Origin of the sequence: Sedimenticola thiotaurini (genome assembly GCF_001007875.1) — a bacterium.
In the GTDB taxonomy this organism is placed as follows: Bacteria; Pseudomonadota; Gammaproteobacteria; order Chromatiales; family Chromatiaceae; genus Sedimenticola; species Sedimenticola thiotaurini.
In genome coordinates, this window is the sequence record NZ_CP011412.1 from 2,204,414 (window position 1) to 2,231,094 (window position 26,681).

The following is a 26,681-nucleotide window of genomic DNA, read 5'->3' on the forward strand; positions in this document are numbered from 1 at the left end:
AGATAGCTTTTATCTACACAATAAAAACAGAGCAGGTCATGACTTATATTCATCAAACCATCCTCAAGCTGGAACACAGCAGTCCGGCACAGACGGAGTTTTATCAAGCGGTTGAAGAGGTCCTGGACTCCCTGCGCCCGATTCTGGAAAACGACGAAATCTACCGCCATCAGGCCATCATTGAACGGCTTGTGGAACCGGAACGCCAGATCATGTTCCGTGTACCCTGGGTGAATGATGCCGGCGAGATCCAGGTCAACAAGGGTTATCGCATCGAGTTCAACTCCGCCCTCGGCCCTTACAAGGGCGGGCTCCGTTTTCATCCCAGCGTAAACGCCAGCATTATCAAGTTCCTGGGCTTTGAGCAGGTATTCAAAAACGCCCTGACCGGCCTGCCCCTGGGGGCTGGGAAAGGGGGCGCCAACTTCGATCCGAAGGGTAAATCGGATGCCGAAATCATGCGTTTCTGCCAATCCTTCATGAACGAGATGTACCGCCACCTGGGTCCCACCATCGATGTACCGGCCGGCGATATCGGCGTGGGGGCGCGGGAAATCGGTTATCTGTTCGGGCAATATAAACGCTTGAGCGGTCGCTATGACGGCGTGCTCACCGGCAAGAGCCTGCTCTGGGGTGGATCCCTGGCGCGCAGAGAGGCCACCGGTTACGGTTGCGCCTATTTTGCCCAGTATATGCTGGAAGCAAAAGGTGACAGCCTGGCTGGAAAACGCTGCCTGGTTTCCGGCGCTGGCAATGTGGCGATCTACGCTATCGAAAAGCTCTATCAGCTGGGAGCCCTACCAATTACCTGCTCTGATTCCAGCGGCACGCTCTACCACGCCGACGGTATCAACCTGGATACCCTGAAAAATGTAAAAGAGGTACGCAAGGCACGGCTGAACATCTACCTGGATTCCCACCCGGACGCCAAATTCATTCCGGCCAGCGAATATCCTGAGGATGGCCATGCTGTATGGCGTATTCCAGGGGATCTGGCATTCCCCTGCGCCACACAGAATGAACTGAGTGCGGCCGACGCGGAGACGCTGCTTGGCAATGGCTGCATTGGCGTGGCCGAAGGAGCCAACATGCCCACAACCCAGGAGGCGGCCGATCTGTTCCTGGACGCCAAGATCTGTTTTGGCCCGGGCAAGGCGGCCAATGCCGGTGGCGTATCGGTCAGTCAACTGGAGATGGCACAAAACGCCAGCATGCAGTACTGGAGTTTTGATGAAGTGGACAGGCGACTGAAGGAGATCATGGCCCGCATCTACCGAAATACCAGTGAGACAGCAAAAGAGTTTGGCGAACCCCACAACCTGGTGTTGGGCGCCAATATTGCCGGGTTCAGGCGAGTGGCGGATGCCATGATTGAGCAGGGAGTGGTTTGAGGCGGGAATATCTCGCCGGAACCTGCGTCAGCCAAACTCGCCCTGCGGCCAGAAAGCGGATAGAAGATGGTATTACCAGCCTGAGCGTGCTACAGGTTAATAGTATGGCGGGGTACAACCGACCCGGCCGGTGTTATATCTTTTCTCAACAGCAACTGGACCTACCATGATTCCGGGAACCGACCGACTCCTTATGACCACAATCTTGCTGCTGTTCTCCGGCATCCTGGTTGCCGATGACAACAGCGGTCCACTGAGCCAGTATCAACCCCAGCTGAGCGAGTCGTTCAGACAACAACTCAGGGAAGCCGACCTGGCCGCTGGAGAACGCACCTTCATGCGCAAATGCTCCGCCTGCCACGACCATAAAAAACAGGGGGGGCACGGCAAGGGGCCCCACCTGTGGAATCTGTTCAACCGTAAAGCGGGCAGCATTGACGGTTTCAAATTCTCTGCGGCCATGCGGGACAGTGGCCACACCTGGACCATCAATACCCTCAACTACTACCTCACCAATACGGAGCGTGCGGTACCGGGCAGACTGATGGAGTTTCGCGGCATCCGTCGGGACCAGGAGCGCGCTAATCTGATCGCCTTCCTGCTCCAGTTCAATGATAACCCCCCCGCTCTGTCTGACTAGGTGCCAGCGCATTCTGACGTGGTGACCCGCCACCCGGGAATACCGTTATTCCGTTACCATCCGGCCCATTTTCGGGCGGCGCCAGAAGTGGTGGATAAACAGGGTGTAGATCAACAAGCCAACAGCGGACAGATAACCGATCATGCCGTCGTAGCTGCCCACCATAAAGCTGAAATCGCTGCTCGGATTAACCTGGGTGAATTCCCGCACGATCTTGATAACAAATACAAACCCCGCATGCAGCCCAATACAGTAGGCGATGTTGCCGGTACGCTCCCGGATTACCGCGAAAAAGATACCCAGCACAAACAGGGCGAGAAATGAGTCCAGAATCTGCCACTGACTGAACTGCCCGAAGGCGCCGGAGAGTATCAATAACCCACTGGTCCAGGTGACCGGCTCACTATCCGGAAGCGGGGGCGGACTGATGAAATGGAGGGCCGCATAAAACAGACTGGAGAGTAGCAGGGCCAGAACAAACCCGTGATCCCGGCGAATGGCTCCATACAGGCCGCCCCGAAAAAAGGTCTCCTCGATAAAACCCACCAGCAAGCCACCGACCAGGGCGACCAGGGTGGTTTTCAACAACAGCGGCAACCACTCTGCCGGCAGAGGTGTGATGTCACGTACCCCGAACAGCAAAAGCGACCCACTTAGCAGCAGCAGTATCCACAGACCACTGTGCCAGCCGCTTAACAGTTCACGCAGAAATGACGCTCTGGGTAAGCCATAACCGAGGCCAACCCGGTTGTCGATGGCATAGCGCTGCAGAATCAGAATGAACCCCGGTATGGCGATCAGTTTTGCCACCGTATTGATCAACTTGTTGGGGCCATGGTCCATACCCCCCTGCAGCAGGCTGTAGAGCGGATAGTTGACCAGGGCACTGAGCAGCAGGGATACCAGCAACAACAGGAGAAAATAGGCGAAGGCACGCATGGATTGAGGTTTCGAAAACAGCTCTAGGGATTCGATTAGCGGATAGTGTTCAGAGCCGCATTCTACCCCAATCCAGCCCCTGACGACACGCTCAACGGGCAACCAGGCTGCGCACCGCCTCCCACGTCCCGGGCAGGCCGGCAACAATAGCACTCCATTCGCCATTGACTATAGATGTGGCGCTGAATAACTGGGCCACATAGGATGCGAGTCCAATACCGACCGGATTGACCAGCGCCTGCCGGGGTCGATAGAGGAGTAATTTTGTCTGCGCCTGTTCATCGACATACAGATTCACACCCAGGGTATAGATGAAATCCTGGGGCTTCATCCATTCGTTATAGAGCGCAGTCTTGTGCTAATAGCCCGGTTTTCTGTAGTGGCTGGCAAGTGCCCTGTCGGTGCGCAGATAGCCTTGCCGTTGCAGTGCGGGGATATCGAGCCAGGGAGTGTTGTATAAAAAGCGTTCGATATAACACTCCAGCAGCGCCGCATCGATAGCAGGAAACTTCACCAGGGATGTTTTACCCTGCGCCGGGCGCACGGTGTTAATACCGGAAGCGATACAATCGAACAGCTGCTCCAGATTCTCCTGCACCCGTGGCAGCCGGCACTATCCAGTGCCGCCGTATAGACCTGGTCAATGAGCTGATGCGATCGCTCCACTGTCTGTATCCTGCGGTGTTAGGTTGCTTCAGGACAGATCAGAATCGAGATTTTACCGGACAAACCGGCTTAATCTGTGCTGATCAATGCGCCGAAAATGGGAATGGCCGCCGGAGTGGAGCGAAGGGAAGAGGCGGCTATTGGGCAGTCGCCAGTGCGGATTCAAGCAGCCCCGCCAGCTCCTCCACCTCCTGCAGAAACGACTGCAGCTGTTTCGCCTTCAGGCGCTGACTGAAACGATAAAACAGCAGATCCTGGCCACGCCCCTCCACCACCAGGCCGGGATGGTTCAGCAGAAATGTCCGTACTTCGGCAGTAAACAGAGCCCGGCAGCGTTGACTGTCCCGGGTTAACAGTCGGTAGTCCTGGTTGAACGGACGATCCTCTTCCAACACCAGCGGGGAAAAACCGAACCGGGCAGCGACCTGGCGCTGGTGGCCCCGGCTCGGGCTGACATCAAAATCGGGAAACAGTAGCGTAGAGCGCAGGTGGATCACGGTCTGGTTGCGCCGCTCCATACCCATCTGGTCATCGGCCGCCGGATGAGAGGCAAACCCGTCCCCTGCTGAACTGGCATCATAGCTGTAGTCGAAAATATCCAGCCCATAACCCTGTCGCGTGCCGGACATCCGGTTGCCGATCTCACTATTACCCTGCACCAGCAGATCGAACCCTGGTGACTCAAGTTCAGGCGGTATCGGCTGCAGACCGGCTGTGAAATCCAGTCCGAGGCGCTTGGCGGTCTGGGCCAGGTTATTGCCCCGCTGCAGTTCGGTATAGACACCGGCTGCAATAATCAGCGCAATGATGATGAGTATGGCGATTTTGGTCATGGTGCTCCCTGGGGTGACATTGTCCGGCTAACCGGCTGCCCAGCCGGCGCGCTACTACGATACACTATATCCACACACCCGGGGGGAGGACCACCATTCCGATGCAGGCACTTCAGCAATTCGTCACCCGACACCGGAAACTGCTGGTACTGACCGGCGCCGGCTGCAGCACCGACTCCGGTATTCCTGACTACCGGGATGGCGAAGGTCGCTGGAAACGGCGTAAACCGATCCTCTACCAGGAGTTCATGACCAGCGAGTCGGTACGCCAACGCTACTGGGCTCGCAGCTACCTGGGTTGGCTGCCATTCAGTCAGGCCAGGCCCAATCCATCCCACCACGCCCTGGCCCAACTGGAGTCCCGGGGTCGGATCGGCCAACTGGTCACCCAGAATGTGGACGGTCTGCACCAGAAGGCCGGCAGCCAGCAGGTGATCGACCTGCACGGTCGACTGGAACAGCTGCGTTGCCAATCCTGTGGCGAACCGGAGTCCCGCCACTGGATGCAGGAGAAGCTGGTTTCACTCAATCCCTGGCTTGATACCCTGAACGCCGCCACCGCCCCGGATGGGGATACTGACCTGGAGACCGACTTCAGCCCCATGGTCGTACCCGGCTGCCCGATCTGCGGCGGCATTCTCAAGCCGGACGTGGTGTTCTACGGTGAACAGGTACCGCGTAGTCGTATCGCGGCGGTTTATGATGCCCTGCACCAGGCCGATGCACTGCTGGTGGCCGGCACCTCCCTGATGGTGTTCTCGGCGTTTCAGTTCATGCGGGAAGCGGCCCGGCTGGGCAAGCCCATTGCCGCCATCAACCAGGGCAAGACCCGGGCTGATCATCTGTTTCAGTTGAAAATTGAACAGCCTGCCGGCGCAACCCTGAGCAATCTGGTCACCAACCTGCCGGAATGAACAAGACTGTCCCGTCCGATAGAATCACCGCCGGATCAACCGATCCGGCGGTCGGTTGCATCAGTTCACGTCACTCAGCTCGTAACGGTCAATCAGGGCCCGCACCAGGCCACTGCGGACAATATCCTGACGTTCGAAACGGTGGACATGCACTTGCGGCAGGTCGGCCACCCGAGAGATCCCATCCGCCAGGCCATTGGGACCCCGGATATCGCTCTGTTCCACATCACCGTTGATCACCACCTTGCACCCTTCACCAATCCGGGTGAGGAACATTTTCATCTGTGCCGGGCTGGTATTCTGCGCCTCATCCAGTATCACGAAGGTGTTGCGACCCAATGTCTTGCCCCGCATGAAGGCCAGCGGCGCCGCCACGATGCGGCCATGACGCAGGGCGTAATCCACCGCTCCGGAACCGAGCCGCTCCACCAGAATATCCCGAAACCCGTCGATGTAGACGGAAAATTTCTCATCCAGATCGCCGGGTAAGAAACCGAGACTCTCCCCCGCCTCCACGGCCGGTCGGGTCAGGATAATCCGCTCGATACGACCGGACTCCAGCGCCTCTGCCGCCAGGGCGCCGGCGCAGTAGCTCTTGCCGGTGCCGGCCGGACCGATACCGAAGGTAAGACAGTTGCGCTTGATGGCATTGATGTACTGCTGCTGGGATTCGGTGCGTGCCTTGAAGGGTTCGCGGACTCGTTGAGGGGAGTAATGGGTTTCCAGATGGTGGAAGGGCACGTTCAATTCGACAATATTCCCATCCTGTGGCTGGCGTCGTTTTGTCGGTCTGTTGCGGGACTCTCTGTCCCGTTTCGATGCTGTCTGTTTCTGGTTATAGGCCGATCGTCTTGCATGGGATTTTTTCGCCATCGTTGCGGTCTCTCCTTCGCTGAAAAACTCGAATTGAGATCCGGTATACAGGCTGAAAATGACAACAGGATGAATCGCTCCCGCAGAACCAGCGCGCCCGCCGTAGCCAGCGGGTCAATCAGACAATCAACGTGACAGATGACCATTATCATTTCTCTACAGTGAACCAGGTGCGATTATAAGTACTGACAATTGGATTAGGCATCACCCGTTGGAAAACCCAAGCGGGCTATCAGGCAAGGCTAGCGATCATGGACAGGAAATCCGGAGTTACTGATACAGAAAGCCTCTCACTGGCCATTGTAGGGTCTGGTGGCAGCGGCGTGGTCACCACCGGAACCATACTGCTGGAGAGCATCGCCCGGTTTGGTCTGTATGCCCTGATGACCCGTTCATCGGGTCCGCAAATCCGCGGCGGGGAGTCCGCCATCATGCTCAGGGTAGCCGACCATCCGGTGGATAACCTGGATGACCGGTTCGACCTGCTGCTGGCTCTGGACTGGCAGCATGTGGATCGCTTCACCGACGAACTGCCCATCGACCCGACGTCACTTATTCTGCATGACAACAGCAAGAACGAGGAGGTACCTGCCGCTTTCAATCTTGCCGCTGAACGACAGCTCGCCTTCCCATTCGCCAAACTGGCCGCCGATATCGAACATGGGCGCGCCAATATGGTGGCATTGGGTCTGCTGGCACAGCTGATGGGACTGCCCCAGGAGACAGTCAAGCGCGCTACCCGGGATATGCTGAAGACAAAAGGAGAAGCGGTGGTGATGGCAAGCCTGGGCTGTATCGAGCTGGGTTTTGCACAGGTGCCGACAGAAAAACCGATCGCTCCGTTGACCCCGCCCGCTGCCGTCTCCAGACGCTGGAATATCAGTGGCAACGAAGCCAGCGGACTCGGCGCTGTACAGGGTGGCGTACGCTTTGTGGCCGCCTATCCCATCACCCCCGCCAGCGGTCTGCTGGAGTGGCTCGCTCCCAATCTGGAGCAGCTGGGTGGTGCACTGGTTCAGGCGGAGGATGAACTGGCCTCCATCAACATGGCCATCGGCGCCTCTTTTGGGGGTGTCCCTTCCCTCACCGCCACCTCCGGCCCCGGCCTCAGCCTGATGATGGAGGGGCTCGGCCTGGCGGTGGCCAGCGAGACCCCGGTGGTGGTCAATAACGTGATGCGGGGCGGTCCCTCCACCGGCATCCCGACCAAATCGGAACAGTCGGATCTTAATATCGCCCTGTACGGCCTGCATGGCGACGCCCCCCACCTGGTGCTCTCGGCACTTTCGATCCGGGACTGCACCTTCACCACCGAATGGGCGGTAAAACTGGCCGAGACTCTGCAAAGCGTCGCCATTGTGCTGACCGACCAGTCCCAGGGCCAGGCCCGGGCAGTGATCGATCCACCCAGTTCCCCGGCCCTGGAAGGGAGACGCAAACAGCCCACCTGCGATGCGCCATACCAGCGTTATGCAGTGACCGATGACGGCATTTCACCCATGGCGATTCCGGGCGAAGCCGAGTGTATGTACACCGCCGACGGACTGGAACACAATCAGCGCGGCACGCCCTCGGCCGCCGCCAGCGATCATCAACGGCAACTGGACAAGCGACTGCGCAAGCTGACCGATTTCGATTATGGTGATGACTGGGCCGAGCTCAGTGGCGCTGGGGAGATCTGCCTGATCAGCTGGGGTTCCGCCAGCGGCGCCACCCGGGAGGCCGCCGAGCGGCTCAGCCGTGCGGGCCATCCCGCCCGTTGTATCGCGGTACGGCTGCTGGCGCCACTGCCGACCGAACGGTTCAGCGCAGCCATAGCGGGCGCCACCCGTCTGCTGGTGGTGGAACAGAATCACGGCGGACAGTTCTACCGTTATCTGAACAGCTGCAAGGTATTGCCATCGGACACGGACTCCCTCGCCCGCCCCGGTCCGCTACCGTTGCGGCCCCAGGAGATCGTCAACCGCATCATGCAAGGATTGTGAAATGCCCGATCCAGCCCCCCAACCCCCCCGGAAAGCAAAAGACTACAAATCGGACGTGAAACCGATCTGGTGCCCCGGATGCGGCCACTTCGCCGTACTGAGCGCCATCACCAAGGCGCTGGCCCAGTTGGCACTGCCCCCGGAGCAGATCGCCCTGGTCTCCGGCATCGGCTGTTCGTCCCGACTGCCGGCCTACACCCATGTGTACGGCTTCCACGGCGTGCACGGCCGCGCCCTGCCGGTGGCGACAGGGCTGAAGACGGCACGCCCGGATCTCACTGTGCTGGTAACCGGCGGAGATGGTGACGGCTTCTCCATTGGCGGTAATCACTTCATACACGCCTGTCGCCGCAACCCTGACCTGACCTATATCGTGATGGACAACCAGGTGTACGGCATGACCAAGGGACAGGCCTCACCCACCACCGCGCCGGACTGGACCCAGAGCAAGCTGACGCCCCATGGTACCGGCCTGCCGAGATTTAACCCGGCTGCCATCGCACTGGCGGCGGGCGCCGGGTTCATCGCACGCGGCTTTTCCGGTGACCCCACCGGGCTGGCCCAGCTGCTGGTGGAGGCGATCCAGTATCCCGGCCTGGCTTTTGTTCATGTACTGAGCCCCTGCGTCACCTTCCAGCCCGAACAGAAGGCGTGGAAACAGCGCGTACACCAGCAGACCGAATCCACCACCGACGACCCGCTGGTCGCGGCACAACGTATGCTGCAAGGTGACCCCATGACCACCGGGCTGATCTTCCGGACACCGGCCAGCGTTATCAGTAGGCCCGATGTCGCCGATCAAGCGGCCACACTGACACAGATGCGGGAGCAGTTTTTAAGCGGCTGAGATGTGCACGGCAGGATCAGCCATCTGCAACAGCTGACCACAACTGCGGCGATCAGATAGGGGTTCGGCTCGGGCCGGAAACAAAAAAGACCCTCATAGCGAGGGCCTTGTGAACTCAGTCAGCAGGTTTGAGCGGATTCAGCCACACAGCCGCTCATACTTGGCCAGCAGTTCCTCATGGGTCTCCTCATGCTCCGGGTCCTTGGGGATACAGTCGACCGGGCAAACCTCGACACACTGGGGTTCGTCGTAGTGTCCAACACATTCGGTACAGAGATCCGGATCGATCTCATAGATTTCATCACCCTGGGATATGGCCCCGTTCGGGCACTCCGGCTCGCACACATCGCAGTTGATGCACTCATCAGTAATCATTAATGCCATAACACATACTCCTGAACGAGGTCCTTCACCTCATATCTTTTAGGTTAATCCGGTTGCTTGCCGTTCAGCGCTTCGACAACAAGGGGATGGACGAACTCTGACACATTCCCCCCCAGGGCTGCAATTTCCTTTACCAGACTTGAGGAAATATAGGCGAACTGTTCGGCCGGAGTGAGAAACATGGTCTCCACTTCCGGCGCCAATCGCCGGTTCATTCCGGCCAACTGAAACTCATACTCAAAGTCTGACACCGCACGCAAGCCACGCAGAATCACATCCGCCTTGCACTGCCGGGTAAAATCCACCAGCAGGGTGTCAAACTGCATGATCTCCACCTTCTTGACCGACGCCAGCACCTGGTTGGCCAGGTCGACCCGTTCCTCGAGTGAAAAACGGGGTCCTTTGCCACTGCTGGCGGCCACGCCGACGATGACTTTATCGAACAGTTTCGCTGCCCGCTGTATCAGGTCGGTATGACCGTTGGTAATGGGATCAAACGTACCCGGGTAGAGTGCAACAGCCATACTGGATATCCTTGTTCTTCGATTGCCTGAATCGGTGCTGGTGTCAACGGCATCTGCCGGACAACACGAAAAAACGGTATCGCCGGCGTTTGAATCACTTCCACCATCCTGCGGCGCCGCGCCAGTTCCTGTCCGGCATAGCGAGCCCGTTTATTCCTCAGGGAGCGAGATAATAGTATCGGATGAGACAATGTCAAATGACAAATCTCATTTTTTCAGGAATTTATCAACCACACGCCCTATCGGGTATAAAGCCCATAGGCCACCTGGCCGGCCTTTTTCTGTTTCAGATTGACCCACTGTTCCGGCACTTCGGGCGCCGGCCCATGCAGGTCCCACTCCAGGTAGATACGGGGGTCGGGTCTCAACCAGCCGCCCCTATCCAGCTTCCGGCAGCATTCGCTGAGCAGATGATCGGCAAACGGTGGATCCAGGAATACGATATCGAACGGACTGGCCGGCTGGTCAAGCCAACCCAGGGCATCGGCCTGGCAAACCTGCATCGAAGAGATGCCCAACAGCGCCCGGTTGGCCTCCAACTGCCCGGCCACCCGGCCATCACGCTCCAACAGGGTGACCTGACCGGCCCCACGGGAGGCTGCTTCAAATCCCAGCGCTCCACTGCCGGCAAACAGATCCAGGCATCGGGCACCCGGCAGCCGTGACTGGAGCCAGTTGAACAGGGTCTCACGGGTGCGGTCGGCAGTGGGGCGTAATCCGGGACTGTCCGGAAACGCCAGCCGCCGACCCCGATGTTCGCCGCCGATGATACGGATCCGGTTACCCGGACCCGTGTGAGGCCGTTTGCCCATAATCCCTACCGGGCCGATGGCTCTCGGCCCACCACCACGGTGAGCAGTTGATCCGGCTTGACGCGGCGTTTGAAGGTCTCGCGGATCTGTTCGGTGGTTACCGCATTGACCTTATCGACAAAAGTATCGAGATAATCCAGCGGCAGGTCATAGAAACCGAGCATGGCGAGATAACCGAGAATCTTGCTGTTACTGGCGATACGCAGTGGGAATCCACCGGTGATATTCTGCTTGGCGGCGGTCAGCTCCGCCTCGCTCGGACCCTGTTCGATAAACCGGGCCAGAGTCTGGCGAATCACATCCAGCGCTTCAGCGGCCTTGGCATTCTGGGTCTGGGCACCGATCAGGAATGGTCCGTTTCGGCGCATGGGTGAGAAATAGCTGTAGACACTGTAGGAGAGCCCACGCTTCTCCCGCACCTCTTCACTCAACTGGGAGACCAGCCCGCTGCCGCCCAGGATATGATTACCGACATAGAGGACGAAGTAGTCCGGGTCACCCCGATGCATACCGGGCTGGCCCATCAGTATGTGGGACTGGCTGGAGGGAAACGGTATGTTCAGCGTCTGCGGGCCGTCCAGATCGGCAACCGGTGGCAGCTCGGGAGCGGGCTCCCCCGGTTCCAGACCGGCAGTCACCAGCTCGGCCAGCTGTTCCGCCTGGGCACGATCCACTGCACCGACTATAGCGATCAGTGCGTTCTTCGCCACGTAGTACTTTTTATAATGGGCCAGCACATCCTCCCGGGTGATGCGCGCCAATGACTCCTTGGTCCCCTCCACCTGGGAGGCGTAGGGGTGATCACCAAACAGGGTGTTCATGAAGCGCTTCTGTGCCACCGCACCGGGCGACTGCTCATCGTGATTCAGCGACACCAGCATCGCCTTGCGATTCCGTTCGAAGGCGTCCATATCAAACCGGGGCGCCCCCAACACCTGGGCGACCGTATCCATGGTTTCGGTCAACGCCCGCTTTTCCGTCAGGGTGCGTACTGTCAACCAGGCCATGTCACGCTGGGAATCCACCGACATGTTGGCGCCAACGCTATCCAGGCGCCGGGCTATCTCGTTGGCATCCCAATCCCCTGCCCCCTCCTCCAGCAGGGCGCTGGTCAGGGCAGCCACACCGGGAATAGTGTCACGGGCACTGCCGCCGTCGAACACCACCCGCAGATCCAGCATCGGCAGCTCCGGCGCCGGCACGAACAGCACCCGGGCACCTTTTTCCGTGGTCCAGCTCTGGATCGCCGGCCCGGCCAACAGCTGGCCGGAAAACAGTACCAACAACAGTAGAAATACCCGGTAACCCATTAACTTAACCTCCATGACGCCCCCCTGCTGCTGCCTGCCGGGGCTTGGTATTATCCATCGGCAGCGGATCCAGCCGGGTTAGGGTCAGATTGTCATCCCGCAGGTAACGTTGCGCCACTTCGCGCACCTGTTCCGGCGTAATCTTTTTAAGTTCATCCACATAGCGATCGGCCAGCCGCCAGTCGAGCCCGATGGTCTCCAGCATGCCGATCTCCATGGCCTGATAGAAGACCGAATCGAGTTCATACACCTTGGAGGCAATCACCTGGTTGCGTACCCGCTCCAGCTCCTCCTCCGTTACCAGTTCGGTACGCAACCGGGCAATCTGGTCCCGTAACGCCTGTTCCAACTGATCGATATCCTGTCCCCGGGCGGGTGTGCCATCCAGCATCAGCATGCCCGGCAGGCGGGAGAAGGCGTTGTAATCCGCACTGGCCGAAACCGCCACTTCACTGCCACGGATCAGATCTCTACTGAAGCGGGCACTGTTACCACCATCCAGTATGGCTACCAGCATCTCCAGGGCATAGGGTTCCCAGGCGGTCTCGGCGGTGGTGATCACGGGTGTCTTGTAGCCCATGATCAGATGGGGCTCGTTGGCGGGGACCCGCACCACGGAACGAACTTCACCCTTCTGCTCCGGCTCACGCAGCGGCTTCAATTCAGGAAGTTGTTCCCGTTTGAGTGGTCCGAAATAGTGTTTCGCCAGTTTGAAAACCTCTTCAGGCACCACATCACCCACCACCACCAGGGTGGCATTGTTCGGGGCATACCAGCGCCGGTACCACTTCGCCAGGTCGTCTACCTGCATATGGTTCAGATCATTCATCCAGCCGATCACCGGATTGGCGTAGGGCAGACTGCGATAGGCCACAGCCAGGAACTGCTCGTAAAGCTGGCCAGTCGGTTTGTCCTCGGTACGCAGACGCCGCTCCTCCTTCACCACCTCCAGCTCCTTGGCAAACTCTTCCGGGAGCAGAAGCAGGTTGCGCATGCGGTCTGCCTCCAGTTCAAAGGAGATCTCCATACGATCACTGGCCATGGTCTGGAAGTAGGCGGTGTAGTCCCGCCCGGTGAAGGCGTTCTCGGTACCGCCATTGGCAGCAATAATACGGGAGAACTCACCGGGGGGGTGGGAGGTAGTCCCTTTGAACATCATGTGCTCAAGGACATGGGAGACACCGGTAATCCCATCCGGCTCGTAGGAAGAGCCCACCTTGTACCAGACCTGGGAGACCATGATCGGTGCCCGGTGATCCTCCTTCACAATAACCTTCATTCCGTTGTCGAGTACCGTTTCATGCACCTGTTTTTCAGGCAGCACCGACGCATTGACCCATATCGGGCAAGAGAGCATTACAATTGCCGCACTAAGGAGTAGTCTCATAATTTATTCCGTGGCCCTGTTTGCCTCGCGGAGGAACGACAGGGATAGGTTGATTCCCCGCAAAATGTTACGATCCGACTTTAACACTTAAAAACCGGCCTGCAGATTATTTTCAACGTATCGCATAAAGTCCAGGTCCGGATTTCCTTTAAAGAGACAAGACATAATGCCATCAGTTCAACGGCATACCGGATAAACCAGCATGTTCGGATTCGGAAAGAAAAAATCGACCCAGGCCGTCCCCGAAGAGGCCGGCACAACACCTGAGCCGGAAGCAAAAGAGGGCTTGTTCAAACGGTTGAAAAACCGTCTGGTCAAGACCCGCAGTAACTTTACCGATGGGCTCGCCAACCTGGTACTGGGACGCAAGAGTATCGATGCGGAGTTGCTGGAGGAGCTGGAGACCCTGCTACTGATGGCGGACGTGGGCGTGGATGCCACCACCCGCATCATCGACGACCTGACCGGTCAGGTTAAACGTAAGGAGCTATCGGACCCGGAACGCCTGACCGCGGCACTGAAAGGGCATCTGGAGCAGATACTGAACGGCTGCGACAAGCCGGTGCGTCAGCCGCAACCGGGCAAGCCCCAGGTAATCCTGATGGTGGGCATCAACGGCGCCGGCAAGACCACCACCATCGGCAAACTGGCCAAGCGTCTGCAGGACGAGGGGCAGAGCGTCATGCTGGCCGCCGGCGACACCTTCCGGGCCGCCGCCGTGGAGCAGCTGCAGACCTGGGGTGAACGCAACCAGATCCCGGTCGTGGCCCAGCACACCGGTGCCGACTCCGCGTCGGTCATCTTTGACGCCCTGCAAGCGGCCACGTCCCGCGGTATCGATGTGCTGATCGCCGATACCGCCGGGCGCCTGCACACCAAGAGCAATCTGATGGAGGAGCTGGCCAAGATCGCCCGGGTGATGAAGAAAATCGACCCTGAAGCCCCCCATGAAGTGATGCTGGTACTGGACGCCACCACCGGACAGAACGCCCTCAACCAGGCGGTGCAGTTCAACCAGACTCTGGGAATCACCGGCATCACCCTGACCAAACTGGATGGCACGGCGAAGGGCGGCATCGTGTTCGCCATTGCCGAGAAACTGGGTCTACCGATCCGCTTTATCGGCGTCGGTGAAGCGATTGAGGATCTGCGACACTTTGACGGCACCGAGTTCGTCAACGCCCTGTTTGCAGAATAACCCCGTACCGGTCACCCCAGATGATCCACTTTGATAACGTTACCAAGCGCTACCCGGGAGGACATGAGGGGCTGAGTAATGTCAGCTTTCACATCAACCCGGGCGAAATGGTGTTTCTGACCGGCCATTCGGGAGCCGGCAAAAGTACCCTGCTGAAACTGATCGGCCTGCTGGAGAGGAGCACCCGCGGCCAGGTACGGGTCGCCGGACGCAACCTGACCCGACTCAGCCGCAGCCAGATCCCCTATCACCGCCGCGAAGTGGGCATGATCTTTCAGGACCATCGCCTGCTGTATGACCGCACCGTGTTCGATAATGTCGCCATGCCACTGGTGGTGGCCGGCCTGGGCCATATAGAAATCGGTCGCCGGGTGCGCGCCGCGCTGGACAAAGTGGGCCTGCTCTCGAAAGAGAAAAACCTGCCGATCACCCTGTCCGGCGGGGAGCAGCAACGGGTCGGCATTGCCCGTGCCGTGGTAAGCAAACCACCGGTGGTCCTGGCTGACGAACCCACCGGCAACCTGGATCCCGATCTCTCCCGGGAGATTATGAGCCTGTTTGAACAGTTCAACGATGTCGGCGTCACCCTGCTGATCGCCACCCATGACCTGGAACTGATTTCACGCATGAACCGACGTATTCTGGTACTGGAGAAGAGTCACCTGGCCAGGGATACCGCCGCCGGAGGGCCGCTCTGATGCGCAAGCCCCGCAGGAGACGTTCAGCACGTATCAGTCCCCGCAGCGTCCTGCGGGTCGATGTCTGGTTGCTGCGCCATCTGCAGGTGGCGTTGGCCAGTCTGGGACGCCTGATCAGAAACCCCCTCTCCACCCTGATGACCACCCTGGTGATCGGCATTGCACTGGCGCTGCCGACCGGACTCTACCTGCTGTTGAACAATGCCGAAACGCTCAGCGGCAGTTGGGATGGGGCCGCCAGCATCTCCCTCTTCCTCAAGCAGGAGACCAGCAACCAACAGGCTCAACAACTGGCCAATCGGTTGCGGGAAGACCCCGCTATCGCCCAGGTGCAGTTGATCAGTCGCAGTGAGGCGCTGGAGGAGTTCCGGCAACTCAGCGGCTTTGCCGGGGTTCTCGACAGTCTGGACGAAAACCCGCTGCCCGCCCTGCTGGTGGTGGAGCCAACAGCGCAGCATGCGGACCCGGTCCCGGCCGAGGCCCTGCTGGCCAGGATGAAACAGCACAGCGAAGTGGAGTTTGCCCAGCTCGACCTGCAGTGGGTGAAGCGTTTCCACGCCATTACCCGGATTGCCCAGCGCGGCGTGGTCATCCTCGCCTCCCTGCTCGGACTGTCGGTGCTGTTGATTGTCGGTAACACCATCCGCCTGGAGATCCAGAACCGCCATGCAGAGATCGAAATCACCAAACTGATCGGCGGCACCAACGCCTTCATCCGACGCCCGTTCCTGTATAACGGGGCCTGGTACGGCCTGTTTGGTGGTATCTCCGCCTGGCTGATGGTGAGCATCTCATTGCTGCTGCTGGACAACCCCGTGGAACAGCTGGCAGGACTCTACCAGAGCAGCTTTGAATTGCGTGGCATCGGCTTTACCACCCTGTTGATGCTGCTTGGCGGCAGTACACTGCTGGGACTGGCAGGCTCATGGATTGCGGTCGGCAGACATCTGCACCAGATCGAACCTTCCTGATTAGGGTGATTTGCACCACCTGCCGGAACTTATCCCGCTGTTAGCACTCCTATACTGCGAGTGCTAATATGTAATAGCACTTCATATTCAATAGTGCTAATATAATACCAGACAAAAGAACTAGGGTATTCCCAGATGAGCAAACAACTCGCTATCGCAAATACACTGCCCACAGGCAGTATTGATGCTTATATCAGCGCGGCCTACCAACTGCCGATGTTAAGCGCTGAAGAGGAGCACAACCTGGCGGTGAGACTGCGGGATGAAGGTGATCTCGAGGCGGCCCGCGCCCTAGTCATGTCTCATCTTCGGTTCGTTATCCGCATCGCCAGGGGTTATGCCGGTTATGGTCTGGCTCTTCCGGATCTGATCCAGGAAGGGACCGTGGGATTGATGAAAGCGGTACGCCGTTTCGATCCGGATCACGGTGTCCGTCTGGTTTCGTTCGCGGTCCACTGGATCAAGGCGGAGATCCATGAATACGTGCTGCGTAACTGGCGCATCGTCAAGGTGGCCACCACCAAGGCGCAGCGCAAGCTGTTCTTCAACCTGCGCAGCTCCAAGAAGCGTCTCGGCTGGTTCTCCCAGGAAGAGGTCGAAGGGGTCGCCAAGGATCTTGGCGTCAAACCGGAGACGGTACTGGAGATGGAAAGCCGCCTGAACAACCACGACCTGGCCTTCGACGGTATTGACCACGGCGATGATGACCAGGCGCCGGCACCGTCTGCCTACGTGGCCGACATGCGTATGGAGCCATCACGCCAACTGGAGAGCGCCGATACGGAAGAGAACGACAAGCGACAGCTCTATCTGGCGCTTGACGGACTCGACGAACGCAGCAAAGAGATTCTGGAAGCCCGCTGGCTGTCCGAGAAGAAGATGACGCTGCATGAACTGGCAGACAAGTTCGGCGTTTCGGCCGAACGCATTCGGCAGATCGAAAAAGCCGCCATGGGGAAATTGAAGGCCCATCTGGTCGCCTGAAGCAGCCGGAAGAACATGAACGATTTTCATGTTCTTCCGACTCCCCAATATCCTCACAGAGAACTGACACCCCCCTCCGCCACAACCTGCCACAAACCACCCGCTTTCATTTGCAACTATTTTTTTATCCACAATCACATAAAGTTAAGTGATTTTTTAAATTTTTTAAAAATAGTGGTTCCACTTCCCGCACGCGGTTGACCACCGTACTCCGTTGCCGTTATGCTCACCCCTCGAATGCCTATTGCTCAGTAATCAGCAGGGTTTTTATCCGACAGGTTGGCAACCTGTCGAACCGGCGATTTCGCAACTCACAGGATCACTATTCCTATCTCCTGATTAGGAATTGATCGGGCAGTAGTTACCACAGTATTCGCACTGTTATAACAAAAAGGTATAGTTGTCGACTGCGTTGGCCGTGCACTGCGCGACAGTCCCGACAATCGCATCACCGTAAGAACTTAAAACACAGTGGATTGAGGAGTGATCTTAGTAAAATGAATATCAAAAAAAGCGTATCCACCCTGGCCATCGGCGCACTACTGACCCTGGGGGCCGGGCAGGCTTCGGCGGCGGAGCCGATCCGTATTGGTACTTTTCTGTCGGTGACCGGGCCGGCATCGTTTCTGGGCGATCCGGAGCTGAAGACCCTGCAGATGTATATCGAGAACATCAACGCCAAGGGTGGTGTGGATGGTCGCCCGGTGGAGCTGGTGCACTACGACACCGGCGGTAATGCCAAGGAGGCGGTCAACTTCGCCAAGCGCCTGATCCAGAAGGACAAGGTGGATGTCATCGTGGGCGGTTCCACCTCCGGCTCCAGCCTCTCGGTGATGCCGCTGGTCGAGCGCGCCAAGATCCCCTTTATCTCCCTGGCCGGCTCCATCAAGATCATCGACCCGGTACAGAAGTGGACCTTCAAGACCCCCCACACCGACCGCATGGCCGCCCAGAAGATCTACGAGGATATGCAGAAGCGCGGCATCACCAAGGTGGCCCTGATCAGCGGCAACGGCGGTTTTGGCAAGTCCGGCCGTGCCCAGAGCCTGGCCATGGCACCCAACTATGATATCGAGATCGTCGCCGACGAGCAGTACGGCGCCAAGGATACCGATATGACCGCCCAGCTCACCAAGATCCGCGACACCGACGCCCAGGCGATCCTCAACTTCGGCTTCGGTTCCGGTCCGGCGATTGTCACCAAGAACGTGCGTCAGCTCGGCATCACCCTGCCGCTCTACCAGTCCCACGGCGTCGCCTCCAAGAAGTTCATCGAGCTGGCCGGTGACGCGGCCGAGGGCGTACGCCTGCCCGCCGCTGCACTGCTGGTGGCCGAGAAGCTGCCCCAGAGCGATCCCCAGCGGCCGGTACTGCTCGGTTACAAGAACCTCTACGAGGGCAAGTACGGTGATGTCTCCACCTTCGGCGGCCACGCCTATGACGGCCTCATGATCGCCCTGGAGGCGATCGATCGCGCCGACTCCACCGACAAGGCCAAGGTGCGTGACGAGATCGAGAAGACCACCAACTTCCCCGGCACCGGCGGCGTGTTCACCATGAGTCCCACCGACCACCTGGGTCTGGGGCTGGACGCCTTCCAGATGCTGGAGATCAAAAACGGCGACTGGACCATCGTCAACTGAGTCCGGCGGGCGGCCCGGTGTGACCGGGCCGTCCACCGTCCGCCCGTGGCGGATGGGCCCGACACGCAACCCGTTCAAAAACCCGGGAGTAGCGCCACCTCACCGCCCTGTCAACCGGCAGCGGTACGGCTGGACAGCTTCCCCGACACAGGATTTCTCGGATGTTCGATCAGATCCTCCAGTTTCTGCTTACCGGCATCACCGTCGGCTCCACCTATGCCCTGGTGGGACTCGGTTTTGCCATTATCTATAACGCCTCGGATGTGGTGAACTTCTCCCAGGGGGAGTTCGTCATGATCGGTGCCATGAGCGCGGTGGCGCTCTCTGCCGGCGACAGCGGTCTGCCCCTGTGGGCCGCCGCCCTCGGTGCGGTACTGATCACCACCCTGGTGGGTATGGCGCTGCAGCGCTTCGCCATCGCCCCGGCCCGGGGCGCCTCGGTGGTCACCACCATCATCATCACCATCGGCGCCTCCATCTTCCTGCGCGGCGTGGCCCTGCTGGTGTGGGGCAAGGATCTGTTCGCCCTGCCGCCGTTCTCCGGTGATGCACCGATCCAGGTCGGCAACGCCACCGTGCTGCCCCAGAGTCTCTGGGTCATGGGCGGTGCCGCCGTGCTGGTGTTCGGTGCCCAGCACTTCTTCACCCACACCACCCTGGGCAAGGCGATCCTCGCCTGCTCCTGCAACAAGACCGCCGCCCACCTGGTGGGGATCAACGTCAGCATCATGCTGCTGGTCGCCTACGGCCTCTCCGCCGCCCTCGGCGCCATGGCCGGGATCCTGGTGGCACCGATCACCTTCGCCTCCTATGACACCGGTGTCATGCTCGGCCTGAAGGGCTTCTCCGCCGCCATCCTCGGCGGTATGGGCAACCCCATGGGGGCGGTCGCCGGTGGCCTGCTGCTGGGCCTGATCGAGTCCCTCTCCGCCGGCCTTATCTCGTCCGGTTACAAGGATGCGATCGGCTTTATCATCCTGCTGCTGGTGCTGTTCTTCCGCCCCAGCGGCCTGTTCGGCAAAGCGTCCGTGGAGCGGGTATAACCATGAAGCGCCTGAGCGGATTGTTTCTTCTGGCGGTGGCCATCGTGGTGCTGCCGATCATTTTTCCCGATAACTATTTTGTCACCGTGGTCGGCGTCTCGGCCGGGCTGCACGCCATCCTCGCCGTCAGCCTCAACCTGCTGATGGGCTATGCCGGCCAGATCTCCCTGGGCCATGCCGCCTTCTTCGGCATCGGCGCCTACAGCTCGGCCATTCTGACCACCCGCTACGGCTGGAACCCCTGGCCGAGCCTGCTGGTCGGCCTCGCCTTCACCGGCACCCTGGCCTACATCGTGGCGCGCCCGATCCTCAAGCTCAAGGGCCACTACCTGGCCATGGCCACCCTGGGCCTGGGCATTATCGTGCACATCTTTATTGTCCAGCTCGGCTGGCTCACCGGCGGGCCGGATGGCCTGGGGGGTATCCCCACCCTCTCCCTGTTCGGCTGGACGGTGGACAGTGACGAGCGCTGGTATATGGTGATTGGCGGGTTGCTGCTGCTGGTGGTGTGGCTGGCGCTGAACATCATCGATTCCCGCAGCGGCCGCGCCCTGCGCGCCCTGCACGGCTCCGAGGTGGCGGCCGAGATGATGGGTATCAACACCGCCGCCACCAAGACCGGCGTGTTCGTGCTCGCCGCCCTGATCGCCGCCCTGGCCGGCAGCGTGTTCGCCCACCAGCAGGCCTTTGTCAGTCCCGACTCGTTCAGCTTTGCCTTCTCCATCGAGCTGGTCACCATGGTGGTACTGGGCGGCATGGCCTCCACCTACGGCGCCGTGCTCGGCGCCATTATCCTCACCTTCCTGCCCGAGCTGCTGGTGGTGTTCGAGGATTACGAGGTGATGATCTTCGGCGCCATCCTGATGGGCATGATGATCTTCCTGCCCCAGGGCCTGTTCGTCGGCCTGCTGGAGCTGTTGCGCAAGCTCATCCGTCGCTCCCGGCCGGCCAACCTCTCTACTCCACAGAAGGAGGATCCCCATGGCGCTGCTTGAGGTCCAGGATCTGACCATCTCCTTTGGCGGTGTGACCGCCATTGCCGATCTCCACTTCGAGGTCCCGGAGAGCCAGGTCTATGCGGTGATCGGTCCCAACGGGGCCGGCAAGACCACCCTGTTCAACATGCTCTCCGGCATCTACCGGCCCAACGAGGGGAGTATCCGTTTCCAGGGCCAGGAGATCGTCGGGCGCCGGCCCCACCAGGTGGCCCGGATGGGTATCTCCCGTACCTTCCAGAACCTGCAGATGTTCTTCAACATGAGTGTGCTGGATAACGTCAAGGTGGGCTGTCATCTGCGCACCCACAGCCGGCTCTGGAGTGCCGCCCTGCGCCTGCCCAACATCCGCCGCGAGGAGCGCCAGGCCGAGGAGTGGGCCCGGGAGGCGCTGGTGTTCTGCGGCCTGGAGGCCTATATCGACCAGCCTGCCGATGCCCTCTCCTACGGGGTGTTGAAGCGGGTCGAGATCGCCCGCGCCCTGGCCGCCCGGCCCAGGCTGCTGCTGATGGACGAGCCGGCCGCCGGGCTCAACGATACCGAGACGGTGGAGATGCGCGAGCTGATCCGCCGCATCAGCCAGACCGGGGTCAGCGTGCTGCTGGTGGAGCACAACATGGGGCTGGTGATGCAGGTCTCCGACCGCATCCTGGTGATCGATTATGGCAGTCGCCTGGCCGAGGGGCTGCCGCAGGAGATACAGAACAACCCGAAGGTGATCGAGGCCTATCTGGGTGGGGAGGTGCAGTATGCCGTCTGAGGCCCTGTTACAGGTAACCGAACTGACCGCCCATTATGGACCGATCCAGGCCCTGCACGGCATCTCCCTGGAGGTGAAGCCGGGTGAGCTGGTGGCCATGGTGGGCGCCAACGGTGCCGGCAAGACCACCCTGCTGCACACCCTCTCCAACGTGCACAAGGCGAGTGGTGGCAGCGTGATCTTTGATGGGCAGGAGATCACCCGCACCGCGCCGCACAAGATCGTCCAGGCCGGTATCTGTCATATCCCCGAGGGGCGTCAGGTGTTCGCGCCGCTGAGTGTGGAGGATAACCTGCTGCTGGGCAGTTTTACCCGGCGCAAGGAGAAGGCCTGGGTGGCCGAAGAGCTGGAGCGGATCTACCAGCTGTTCCCGATCCTGCAGGAGAAGCGCCGCCAGGCGGCCGGTACCCTGTCGGGGGGGCAGCAGCAGATGCTGGCCATGGGCCGGGCGCTGCTGGGCCGGCCCAAGCTGCTGTTGCTCGATGAGCCCTCCATGGGGCTGGCGCCGCTGCTGGTGGCGGAGATCTTCCGGGTGGTGCGCGAGCTCAACGAGCAGGGCGTGACCATCCTGCTGGTGGAGCAGAACGCCAAGGCGGCGCTCGGCATCGCCGATCGCGGCTATGTGCTGGAGACCGGCCGGGTGGTACTGAGTGCCGCTGCCGACGAACTGCTGGCCGATGAGGCGGTGCAGAAGGCCTACCTGGGCCACTGATAAACGATGGCCCGGGCCAGCCGGGTGATTAACGAGACCGAGGTTGAAGACGCTATGTATGTGGAACAGATCATGACCCGCGCCGTGGATACCGTGACGGCCGATATGAAGCTCAGCCATGCGGCCCAGGTGATGCGGGAGAAGAGCCGGCGTTATCTGCCGGTGGTGGATGACAAGAACCACCTGGTGGGGCTGTTCAGCCAGAAGGAGCTGGATCGGGCCGAGCCCTCCGCCATCACCACCCTGTCGGTGGGCGAGGTGAACTATCTGACTGCCAAGATCACGGTCGGTGAGCTGATGGTGCGGGAGGTGATCACCTGCGCCCCCGATACCCTGGTGGAGGATGCGGGCCGGCTGATCCGGGACCGGCGCATCGGCAATCTGCCGGTGATCGACAACGGCGAGCTGGTCGGGGTGGTCAGTGAGACCGATATCCTGGACTTCTTCCTGGATGTGATGGGCTGCGGGATGGACAACGCCACCCGCATCGCGGTCAGCCTGCCCAACAAGGCCCGCGCCCTCGGCAGCCTGCTGCATGAGATCAACGACGCCGGCGGCTATATCGCCACCGTGGTGTCACCTGTCTCCCAGATGAGCAGCCCCAAACGGGTCGCCATCGTGCGCTATACCGCTGAACAGCCGCAGCAGGTCGATGAGACTCTGCGTCAGCAGGGTTACGAGCTGATCAACGAGATACTCCCCCACAGCGATTAGTCAGTCACTATCTGGCAGATTCGTTATGACGCCGGTTTGGCGGACTGCTAAAATGCAGCCACGCCAAACCCTGCAATGAGAAACCGTGGCCAGCAATCCATTTCAACGACAGCTCAAATCCATCCTGGATGGGTTTCGCAATGAGCCCCCCAGTCGCACACCATCTCTGGTCGCCACCCTGTTTGGTGACGTGGTGGAGTCCCACGACCGGGAGATCTGGCTGGGCAGTATCACCGCCCTGCTGGAACCCCTTGGCGTCAATGAACGCCTGGTGCGCACCGCCATCTATCGCCTGGCCAAAGACGACTTTGTGGAGAGTACCAAAGTCGGACGCCGCAGCTACTACCGCCTGACCGACAGTGCCCGTAAAAAAGTGGGCGCCTATGACCGGCTGATCTACTACCCCTCAGAGAAACGCTGGGATGGGGACTGGATTCTGGTGTTTACCGGTACCCAGGGCATCAAGGCCAAGCAGCGGGCCAGGCTGCGTAAAGAGCTGACCTGGCTCGGCTATGGCATTATCGCGCCCAATGTCTACGGCCACCCCACTGCGCCCATCAGCCAGACCCAGGCGATGCTGGCCAGAATCGGCGTGACCAGTGAAGTGGTGGTAATGCGGGCACGCAACTATGATCCGATGTACGGACTGGGCACCAAGGGGATGGTACGCCAGTGTTTCAAGCTGGAGGAGCTGGAGAAGCAGTACAGTGCCTTCATCAAACACTACCGGGCCCTGGCCCGGGCCATGCAGAACCCCCGGCATATCGAACAGGCGCAACCGGAACACTGTTTCATACTGCGCATCATGCTGATCCACCACTACCGGCGCATCCTGCTGAAGGATCCCAAGCTGCCACCAGAGCTATTGCCGGACAACTGGCTCGGCAAGCAGGCCCAGGATCTCTGCGCCGCCATCTACCGTCCACTGGAACCGATCTCGGAGCAGCACATTCTCGCATTGTGTGAGAATCAGGCGGGACCGTTCCGGCAGATCTCATCCAGTTTCAGCCAGCGTTTCGCCGCCTGGGACTAGCAGTCTCAGGGAAACCTCTCGTCCGCACCGAAACAGCGCTCCCTGGTGACAGGAAAAGGCCGGGACCATAAGGCCCGGCCCGTGTAGCACGCGACCCTGCCAAACCGGTCAGGAGAGCAGGCGATCTGCCGACGGGGTCTCGGGGGCCACCTGCTGCTCGAAAAAGCCCTCCGTGTGGATCTTGCTCTCCTTCGCCCCCAGGGCCTTGGCGGCAGCGATACAGGCCTCCACAAACTCGGGACTGCCGGCCGCATAGACACTGTAATCGGAAAGATCCTGGAACATCTCCGGCAGAATCGCCGGTATCCGGCCCACCAGCCCCTCACCCTGTTCCCGGGTCAGGGTACGCACAAACTTGAAATTGCGGTGCTTCGCCTGCCACAGGGCGAGGCGGCCGGTGTCATAGAGATCCGCATCGGTGGGGGCCGAAAACAGCACCGTCACCGGTTGCCGGTAACCCCGGCTCAGGGCCGCTTCGGCCAGCGCCATGATAGGTGCCAGCCCGGTGCCGGCCGCCAGGCAGAGTACCGGTGTCTCGGCTGCCGGATCGCCGATAAAGGTACCGTAGGGCCCGGACAGTTTGACCCGGTCGCCCACTTTCAGGCTGCCGTGCACCCAGTTACTGATAGCGCCGCCCTCCACCCGGGCGATCTGCAGGGTGATCTCGCCATCCGGCCGGGAGGCGTTGGCGATGGAGTAGGCCCGGGCCGGAACCCGGTTTTCCGGATGGTGCAGCTGTACATACTGGCCGGGCCAGTAACGCAGGGGTTTGCCCACCGGCCGTAGCCGCAGCTCCACAATACGATGGGTGCGCTCGATGCGCTCGACCACCACGAAGGAGACATTCTCCCGGGGTGGGAACAGCTTGGGCTGGGCATCCTCGGTACCCCATTCGATCTCCAGCAGTTCCGACAGCGGCTTGGCCATACACATCAGGCCGAACCCCTGCTCCCGCTCTTCCGGGGCCAGGGCCATATCCAGCACCATACCCTGATCGAACTCCCCCGCCCGGACCTTGATCTTGCATTCGCCACAGGCGCCGGCCCGGCAGTTGTTAGGCAGTGCGTATCCCGCCTTCTCCAGCGCCGAGAGTACGGTCTCTCCCGGCTGGCACTCCACTTCATGGCCGGATGGATATAGTCGGATCTTGTTCATAGGCAAACCATAGAGATAGAAAACCGGGAGGCAAAACCCTCCCGGTAACAGGGAAAAGAATCAGAATATCGGAATGATCTCATCCATATCAACATCCAGTATCTCTTCGCCGGTGATTCCCACTTCAGGGATGGCGGGGAACGGGATATCGTAGCGATCCAGCACACCTTTCAGGTTCAGCATCGCCTTGCGCCAGTTCTCCAGTTTGTCCTCGGTGGCGGGAATGCCGAAACCGGCCTTGCGGGCGGTCTCCTCCGCCTGACGCTGCACGGCGATGAAATCATCCGGCAGATCCCAGAACTCCATGGGGGGTTCGTACAGTACCGCTGAAAGGAACAGGTAGCCGGCCCGGATCTGCTTGGTGATGATGGACTTGTTCTCTTCCTGCAGTCCCGGGTAGTCACGCTCCATCAGGGCCATACAGATGGCCATGTGACGACCTTCGTCACGACCGATATTGCGGAACGCCTCCTGGAACACCTCCTCTTCGCAGCTTTTCGCCATCTGGTGGAAAATGGTGGCGGCGGCGATTTCGCCCATCAGGAAGGAGCTGAACAGCACCGCCAGGCTGTACTTGGGTACCGCCTTCTTGTAGCCGTTCCAGTACCGCCCGCCATTGAAGTAGAGCCACTTGGCATTGCGTTGCAGCTTCCTGCCCAACTCGGTCTTCGGGGTGTAGGTGATGGGATCGGGGTGATCCAGCAGCTTGGTGATGGCCAGGCCACACATCTGCTCATGGTTCTGCTCATCCCGGGTCACCGAGAAGAAACAGCGTCGTACCGGATCCTCTTCGTGATCTTCGTAGGTCTTGATCATGGCTTCGGCAAATACCGGCGGCGCAGAGGCGTCGAATACCGACAGCAGGGTCCACCAGTAGGCGATCGACTCCCGCTCCTCCCAGCTGTACTGATCCGGATCAAAGGTGTCCCAGGGGAGTTTTTCCGGATCCCAGTATTCGCGCTGGGCGGCTTCCCAGACCTCCTGCATCTTGGTGGTTTCACGCACCCAGCTCAGGGGATAGATATTGGGTTGGGGGGTCTCCGGCGGAAACTCCATGGTCTCCGCTAACCGCTCTTTTTCACTCATTTTTATCGCTCCTCGTCTCTCTGATAACCAGGCGGATCGAGCCGCCTGGATAGACAAACCACATGCGACTTGCTGCGCATGGGGGAAACATACCAAGCATTTTTAAATGATACAAATATTTTTTTTATTTTTTTATTTTTGTATCAATTTATTTTCATAAGCCATGTTAAATGCCCTATTTACT

At 59.8% G+C, this 26,681-nt stretch carries 28 protein-coding genes; 16 read left to right on the forward strand and 12 right to left on the reverse strand.

What is annotated here, in order from left to right; all coding sequences use genetic code 11:
• Positions 1 to 38 precede the first annotated feature (38 nt).
• Positions 39 to 1,391, forward strand: a complete 1,353-nt coding sequence (gene gdhA, locus AAY24_RS10060) for an NADP-specific glutamate dehydrogenase (RefSeq protein WP_046859576.1) — start codon at positions 39 to 41, stop codon at positions 1,389 to 1,391.
• Positions 1,392 to 1,584: 193 nt separating this feature from the next.
• Positions 1,585 to 2,031 (forward strand): c-type cytochrome, encoded by a 447-nt coding sequence (locus AAY24_RS18770; protein WP_199930338.1) that lies wholly within the window; start codon positions 1,585 to 1,587, stop codon positions 2,029 to 2,031.
• Between the two features lie 45 nt (positions 2,032 to 2,076).
• Here AAY24_RS18770 and AAY24_RS10070 read toward each other — a convergent pair whose 3' ends face one another.
• From AAY24_RS10070 to AAY24_RS10085, 4 genes are all read right to left on the reverse strand, one after another.
• On the reverse strand, positions 2,077 to 2,970 hold the full coding sequence (locus AAY24_RS10070; RefSeq protein WP_046859577.1) for a CPBP family intramembrane glutamic endopeptidase: 894 nt from the start codon (positions 2,968 to 2,970) through the stop codon (positions 2,077 to 2,079).
• A gap of 91 nt (positions 2,971 to 3,061) precedes the next feature.
• Positions 3,062 to 3,301, reverse strand: a complete 240-nt coding sequence (locus AAY24_RS19205) for a hypothetical protein (protein ID WP_046859578.1) — start codon at positions 3,299 to 3,301, stop codon at positions 3,062 to 3,064.
• A 27-nt stretch (positions 3,302 to 3,328) separates the two neighbouring features.
• Positions 3,329 to 3,568: a hypothetical protein gene (locus AAY24_RS10080; RefSeq protein ID WP_046859579.1), complete on the reverse strand. Its 240-nt coding sequence runs from the start codon at positions 3,566 to 3,568 to the stop codon at positions 3,329 to 3,331.
• A 205-nt stretch (positions 3,569 to 3,773) separates the two neighbouring features.
• Positions 3,774 to 4,469, reverse strand: a complete 696-nt coding sequence (locus AAY24_RS10085) for a hypothetical protein (protein WP_046859580.1) — start codon at positions 4,467 to 4,469, stop codon at positions 3,774 to 3,776.
• Between the two features lie 101 nt (positions 4,470 to 4,570).
• Here AAY24_RS10085 and AAY24_RS10090 point away from each other — a divergent pair, with 101 nt between their 5' ends.
• Positions 4,571 to 5,383, forward strand: a complete 813-nt coding sequence (locus AAY24_RS10090; RefSeq protein WP_046859581.1) for an NAD-dependent protein deacetylase — start codon at positions 4,571 to 4,573, stop codon at positions 5,381 to 5,383.
• A 60-nt stretch (positions 5,384 to 5,443) separates the two neighbouring features.
• On the opposite strand, the gene AAY24_RS10095 is transcribed toward AAY24_RS10090, so the two are convergent.
• Complete coding sequence (locus AAY24_RS10095) at positions 5,444 to 6,256, reverse strand: PhoH family protein (protein ID WP_046859582.1); 813 nt, start codon at positions 6,254 to 6,256, stop codon at positions 5,444 to 5,446.
• A gap of 251 nt (positions 6,257 to 6,507) precedes the next feature.
• On the opposite strand from AAY24_RS10095, the gene AAY24_RS10100 reads away from it, so the two are divergent.
• Both AAY24_RS10100 and AAY24_RS10105 read left to right on the forward strand, forming a co-directional pair.
• Complete coding sequence (locus AAY24_RS10100; RefSeq protein WP_046859583.1) at positions 6,508 to 8,241, forward strand: 2-oxoacid:acceptor oxidoreductase subunit alpha; 1,734 nt, start codon at positions 6,508 to 6,510, stop codon at positions 8,239 to 8,241.
• A gap of 1 nt (position 8,242) precedes the next feature.
• Entirely contained in the window at positions 8,243 to 9,088 is an 846-nt protein-coding gene (locus AAY24_RS10105; RefSeq protein ID WP_046859584.1) for a 2-oxoacid:ferredoxin oxidoreductase subunit beta, read from the forward strand.
• Positions 9,089 to 9,226: 138 nt separating this feature from the next.
• On the opposite strand, the gene AAY24_RS10110 is transcribed toward AAY24_RS10105, so the two are convergent.
• From AAY24_RS10110 to AAY24_RS10130, 5 genes are all read right to left on the reverse strand, one after another.
• Positions 9,227 to 9,472, reverse strand: a complete 246-nt coding sequence (locus tag AAY24_RS10110) for a YfhL family 4Fe-4S dicluster ferredoxin (protein WP_046859585.1) — start codon at positions 9,470 to 9,472, stop codon at positions 9,227 to 9,229.
• Between the two features lie 44 nt (positions 9,473 to 9,516).
• Positions 9,517 to 9,996, reverse strand: a complete 480-nt coding sequence (gene coaD, locus AAY24_RS10115) for a pantetheine-phosphate adenylyltransferase (protein ID WP_046859586.1) — start codon at positions 9,994 to 9,996, stop codon at positions 9,517 to 9,519.
• 239 nt (positions 9,997 to 10,235) lie between these two features.
• Positions 10,236 to 10,808, reverse strand: coding sequence for a 16S rRNA (guanine(966)-N(2))-methyltransferase RsmD (gene rsmD / locus AAY24_RS10120; RefSeq protein WP_046859587.1), 573 nt, complete (start codon positions 10,806 to 10,808; stop codon positions 10,236 to 10,238).
• A 5-nt stretch (positions 10,809 to 10,813) separates the two neighbouring features.
• Positions 10,814 to 12,133, reverse strand: coding sequence for a M16 family metallopeptidase (locus tag AAY24_RS10125; RefSeq protein ID WP_046859588.1), 1,320 nt, complete (start codon positions 12,131 to 12,133; stop codon positions 10,814 to 10,816).
• Positions 12,123 to 13,505 carry a M16 family metallopeptidase gene (locus AAY24_RS10130; protein WP_046859589.1) on the reverse strand — a complete coding sequence of 461 codons (1,383 nt, stop codon included), beginning with the start codon at positions 13,503 to 13,505 and terminating at the stop codon, positions 12,123 to 12,125. Before AAY24_RS10130 ends, AAY24_RS10125 begins: the two co-directional genes overlap by 11 nt.
• 202 nt (positions 13,506 to 13,707) lie before the next feature.
• Between AAY24_RS10130 and ftsY the strand changes: the two genes are divergently transcribed.
• The 11 genes from ftsY to paaX all read left to right on the forward strand — a co-directional run bounded on the left by ftsY (position 13,708) and on the right by paaX (position 24,256).
• Positions 13,708 to 14,703 (forward strand): signal recognition particle-docking protein FtsY, encoded by a 996-nt coding sequence (gene ftsY, locus AAY24_RS10135; protein ID WP_046859590.1) that lies wholly within the window; start codon positions 13,708 to 13,710, stop codon positions 14,701 to 14,703.
• Between the two features lie 20 nt (positions 14,704 to 14,723).
• Complete coding sequence (gene ftsE / locus AAY24_RS10140) at positions 14,724 to 15,401, forward strand: cell division ATP-binding protein FtsE (protein ID WP_046859591.1); 678 nt, start codon at positions 14,724 to 14,726, stop codon at positions 15,399 to 15,401.
• On the forward strand, positions 15,401 to 16,372 hold the full coding sequence (gene ftsX, locus AAY24_RS10145; protein ID WP_046859592.1) for a permease-like cell division protein FtsX: 972 nt from the start codon (positions 15,401 to 15,403) through the stop codon (positions 16,370 to 16,372). The genes ftsE and ftsX overlap by 1 nt, the downstream gene beginning before the upstream one ends.
• A 135-nt stretch (positions 16,373 to 16,507) precedes the next feature.
• A complete protein-coding gene (gene rpoH, locus AAY24_RS10150) occupies positions 16,508 to 17,356 on the forward strand; it encodes an RNA polymerase sigma factor RpoH (protein ID WP_046859593.1) in 849 nt (282 codons plus the stop codon).
• Positions 17,357 to 17,853: 497 nt separating this feature from the next.
• Positions 17,854 to 18,999 (forward strand): ABC transporter substrate-binding protein, encoded by a 1,146-nt coding sequence (locus AAY24_RS10155; RefSeq protein ID WP_046859594.1) that lies wholly within the window; start codon positions 17,854 to 17,856, stop codon positions 18,997 to 18,999.
• A gap of 161 nt (positions 19,000 to 19,160) precedes the next feature.
• Positions 19,161 to 20,042: a branched-chain amino acid ABC transporter permease gene (locus tag AAY24_RS10160; protein WP_046859595.1), complete on the forward strand. Its 882-nt coding sequence runs from the start codon at positions 19,161 to 19,163 to the stop codon at positions 20,040 to 20,042.
• A gap of 2 nt (positions 20,043 to 20,044) precedes the next feature.
• Positions 20,045 to 21,037 carry a branched-chain amino acid ABC transporter permease gene (locus AAY24_RS10165; RefSeq protein ID WP_046859596.1) on the forward strand — a complete coding sequence of 331 codons (993 nt, stop codon included), beginning with the start codon at positions 20,045 to 20,047 and terminating at the stop codon, positions 21,035 to 21,037.
• Complete coding sequence (locus AAY24_RS10170) at positions 21,024 to 21,797, forward strand: ABC transporter ATP-binding protein (protein WP_046859597.1); 774 nt, start codon at positions 21,024 to 21,026, stop codon at positions 21,795 to 21,797. The genes AAY24_RS10165 and AAY24_RS10170 overlap by 14 nt, the downstream gene beginning before the upstream one ends.
• Positions 21,787 to 22,509: an ABC transporter ATP-binding protein gene (locus AAY24_RS10175; protein ID WP_046859598.1), complete on the forward strand. Its 723-nt coding sequence runs from the start codon at positions 21,787 to 21,789 to the stop codon at positions 22,507 to 22,509. The genes AAY24_RS10170 and AAY24_RS10175 overlap by 11 nt, the downstream gene beginning before the upstream one ends.
• A 6-nt stretch (positions 22,510 to 22,515) precedes the next feature.
• Complete coding sequence (locus AAY24_RS10180; RefSeq protein ID WP_052761172.1) at positions 22,516 to 23,223, forward strand: CBS domain-containing protein; 708 nt, start codon at positions 22,516 to 22,518, stop codon at positions 23,221 to 23,223.
• A gap of 85 nt (positions 23,224 to 23,308) precedes the next feature.
• Positions 23,309 to 24,256: a phenylacetic acid degradation operon negative regulatory protein PaaX gene (gene paaX, locus AAY24_RS10185; RefSeq protein ID WP_052761173.1), complete on the forward strand. Its 948-nt coding sequence runs from the start codon at positions 23,309 to 23,311 to the stop codon at positions 24,254 to 24,256.
• Positions 24,257 to 24,364: 108 nt separating this feature from the next.
• On the opposite strand, the gene AAY24_RS10190 is transcribed toward paaX, so the two are convergent.
• Positions 24,365 to 25,411 (reverse strand): 2Fe-2S iron-sulfur cluster-binding protein, encoded by a 1,047-nt coding sequence (locus tag AAY24_RS10190; protein WP_046859599.1) that lies wholly within the window; start codon positions 25,409 to 25,411, stop codon positions 24,365 to 24,367.
• Positions 25,412 to 25,471: 60 nt separating this feature from the next.
• The gene (locus AAY24_RS10195; protein ID WP_046859600.1) at positions 25,472 to 26,497 is read right to left on the reverse strand and encodes a ferritin family protein; all 1,026 of its coding nucleotides are present in this window, start codon (positions 26,495 to 26,497) and stop codon (positions 25,472 to 25,474) included.
• Between the last annotated feature and the right edge of the window lie 184 nt (positions 26,498 to 26,681).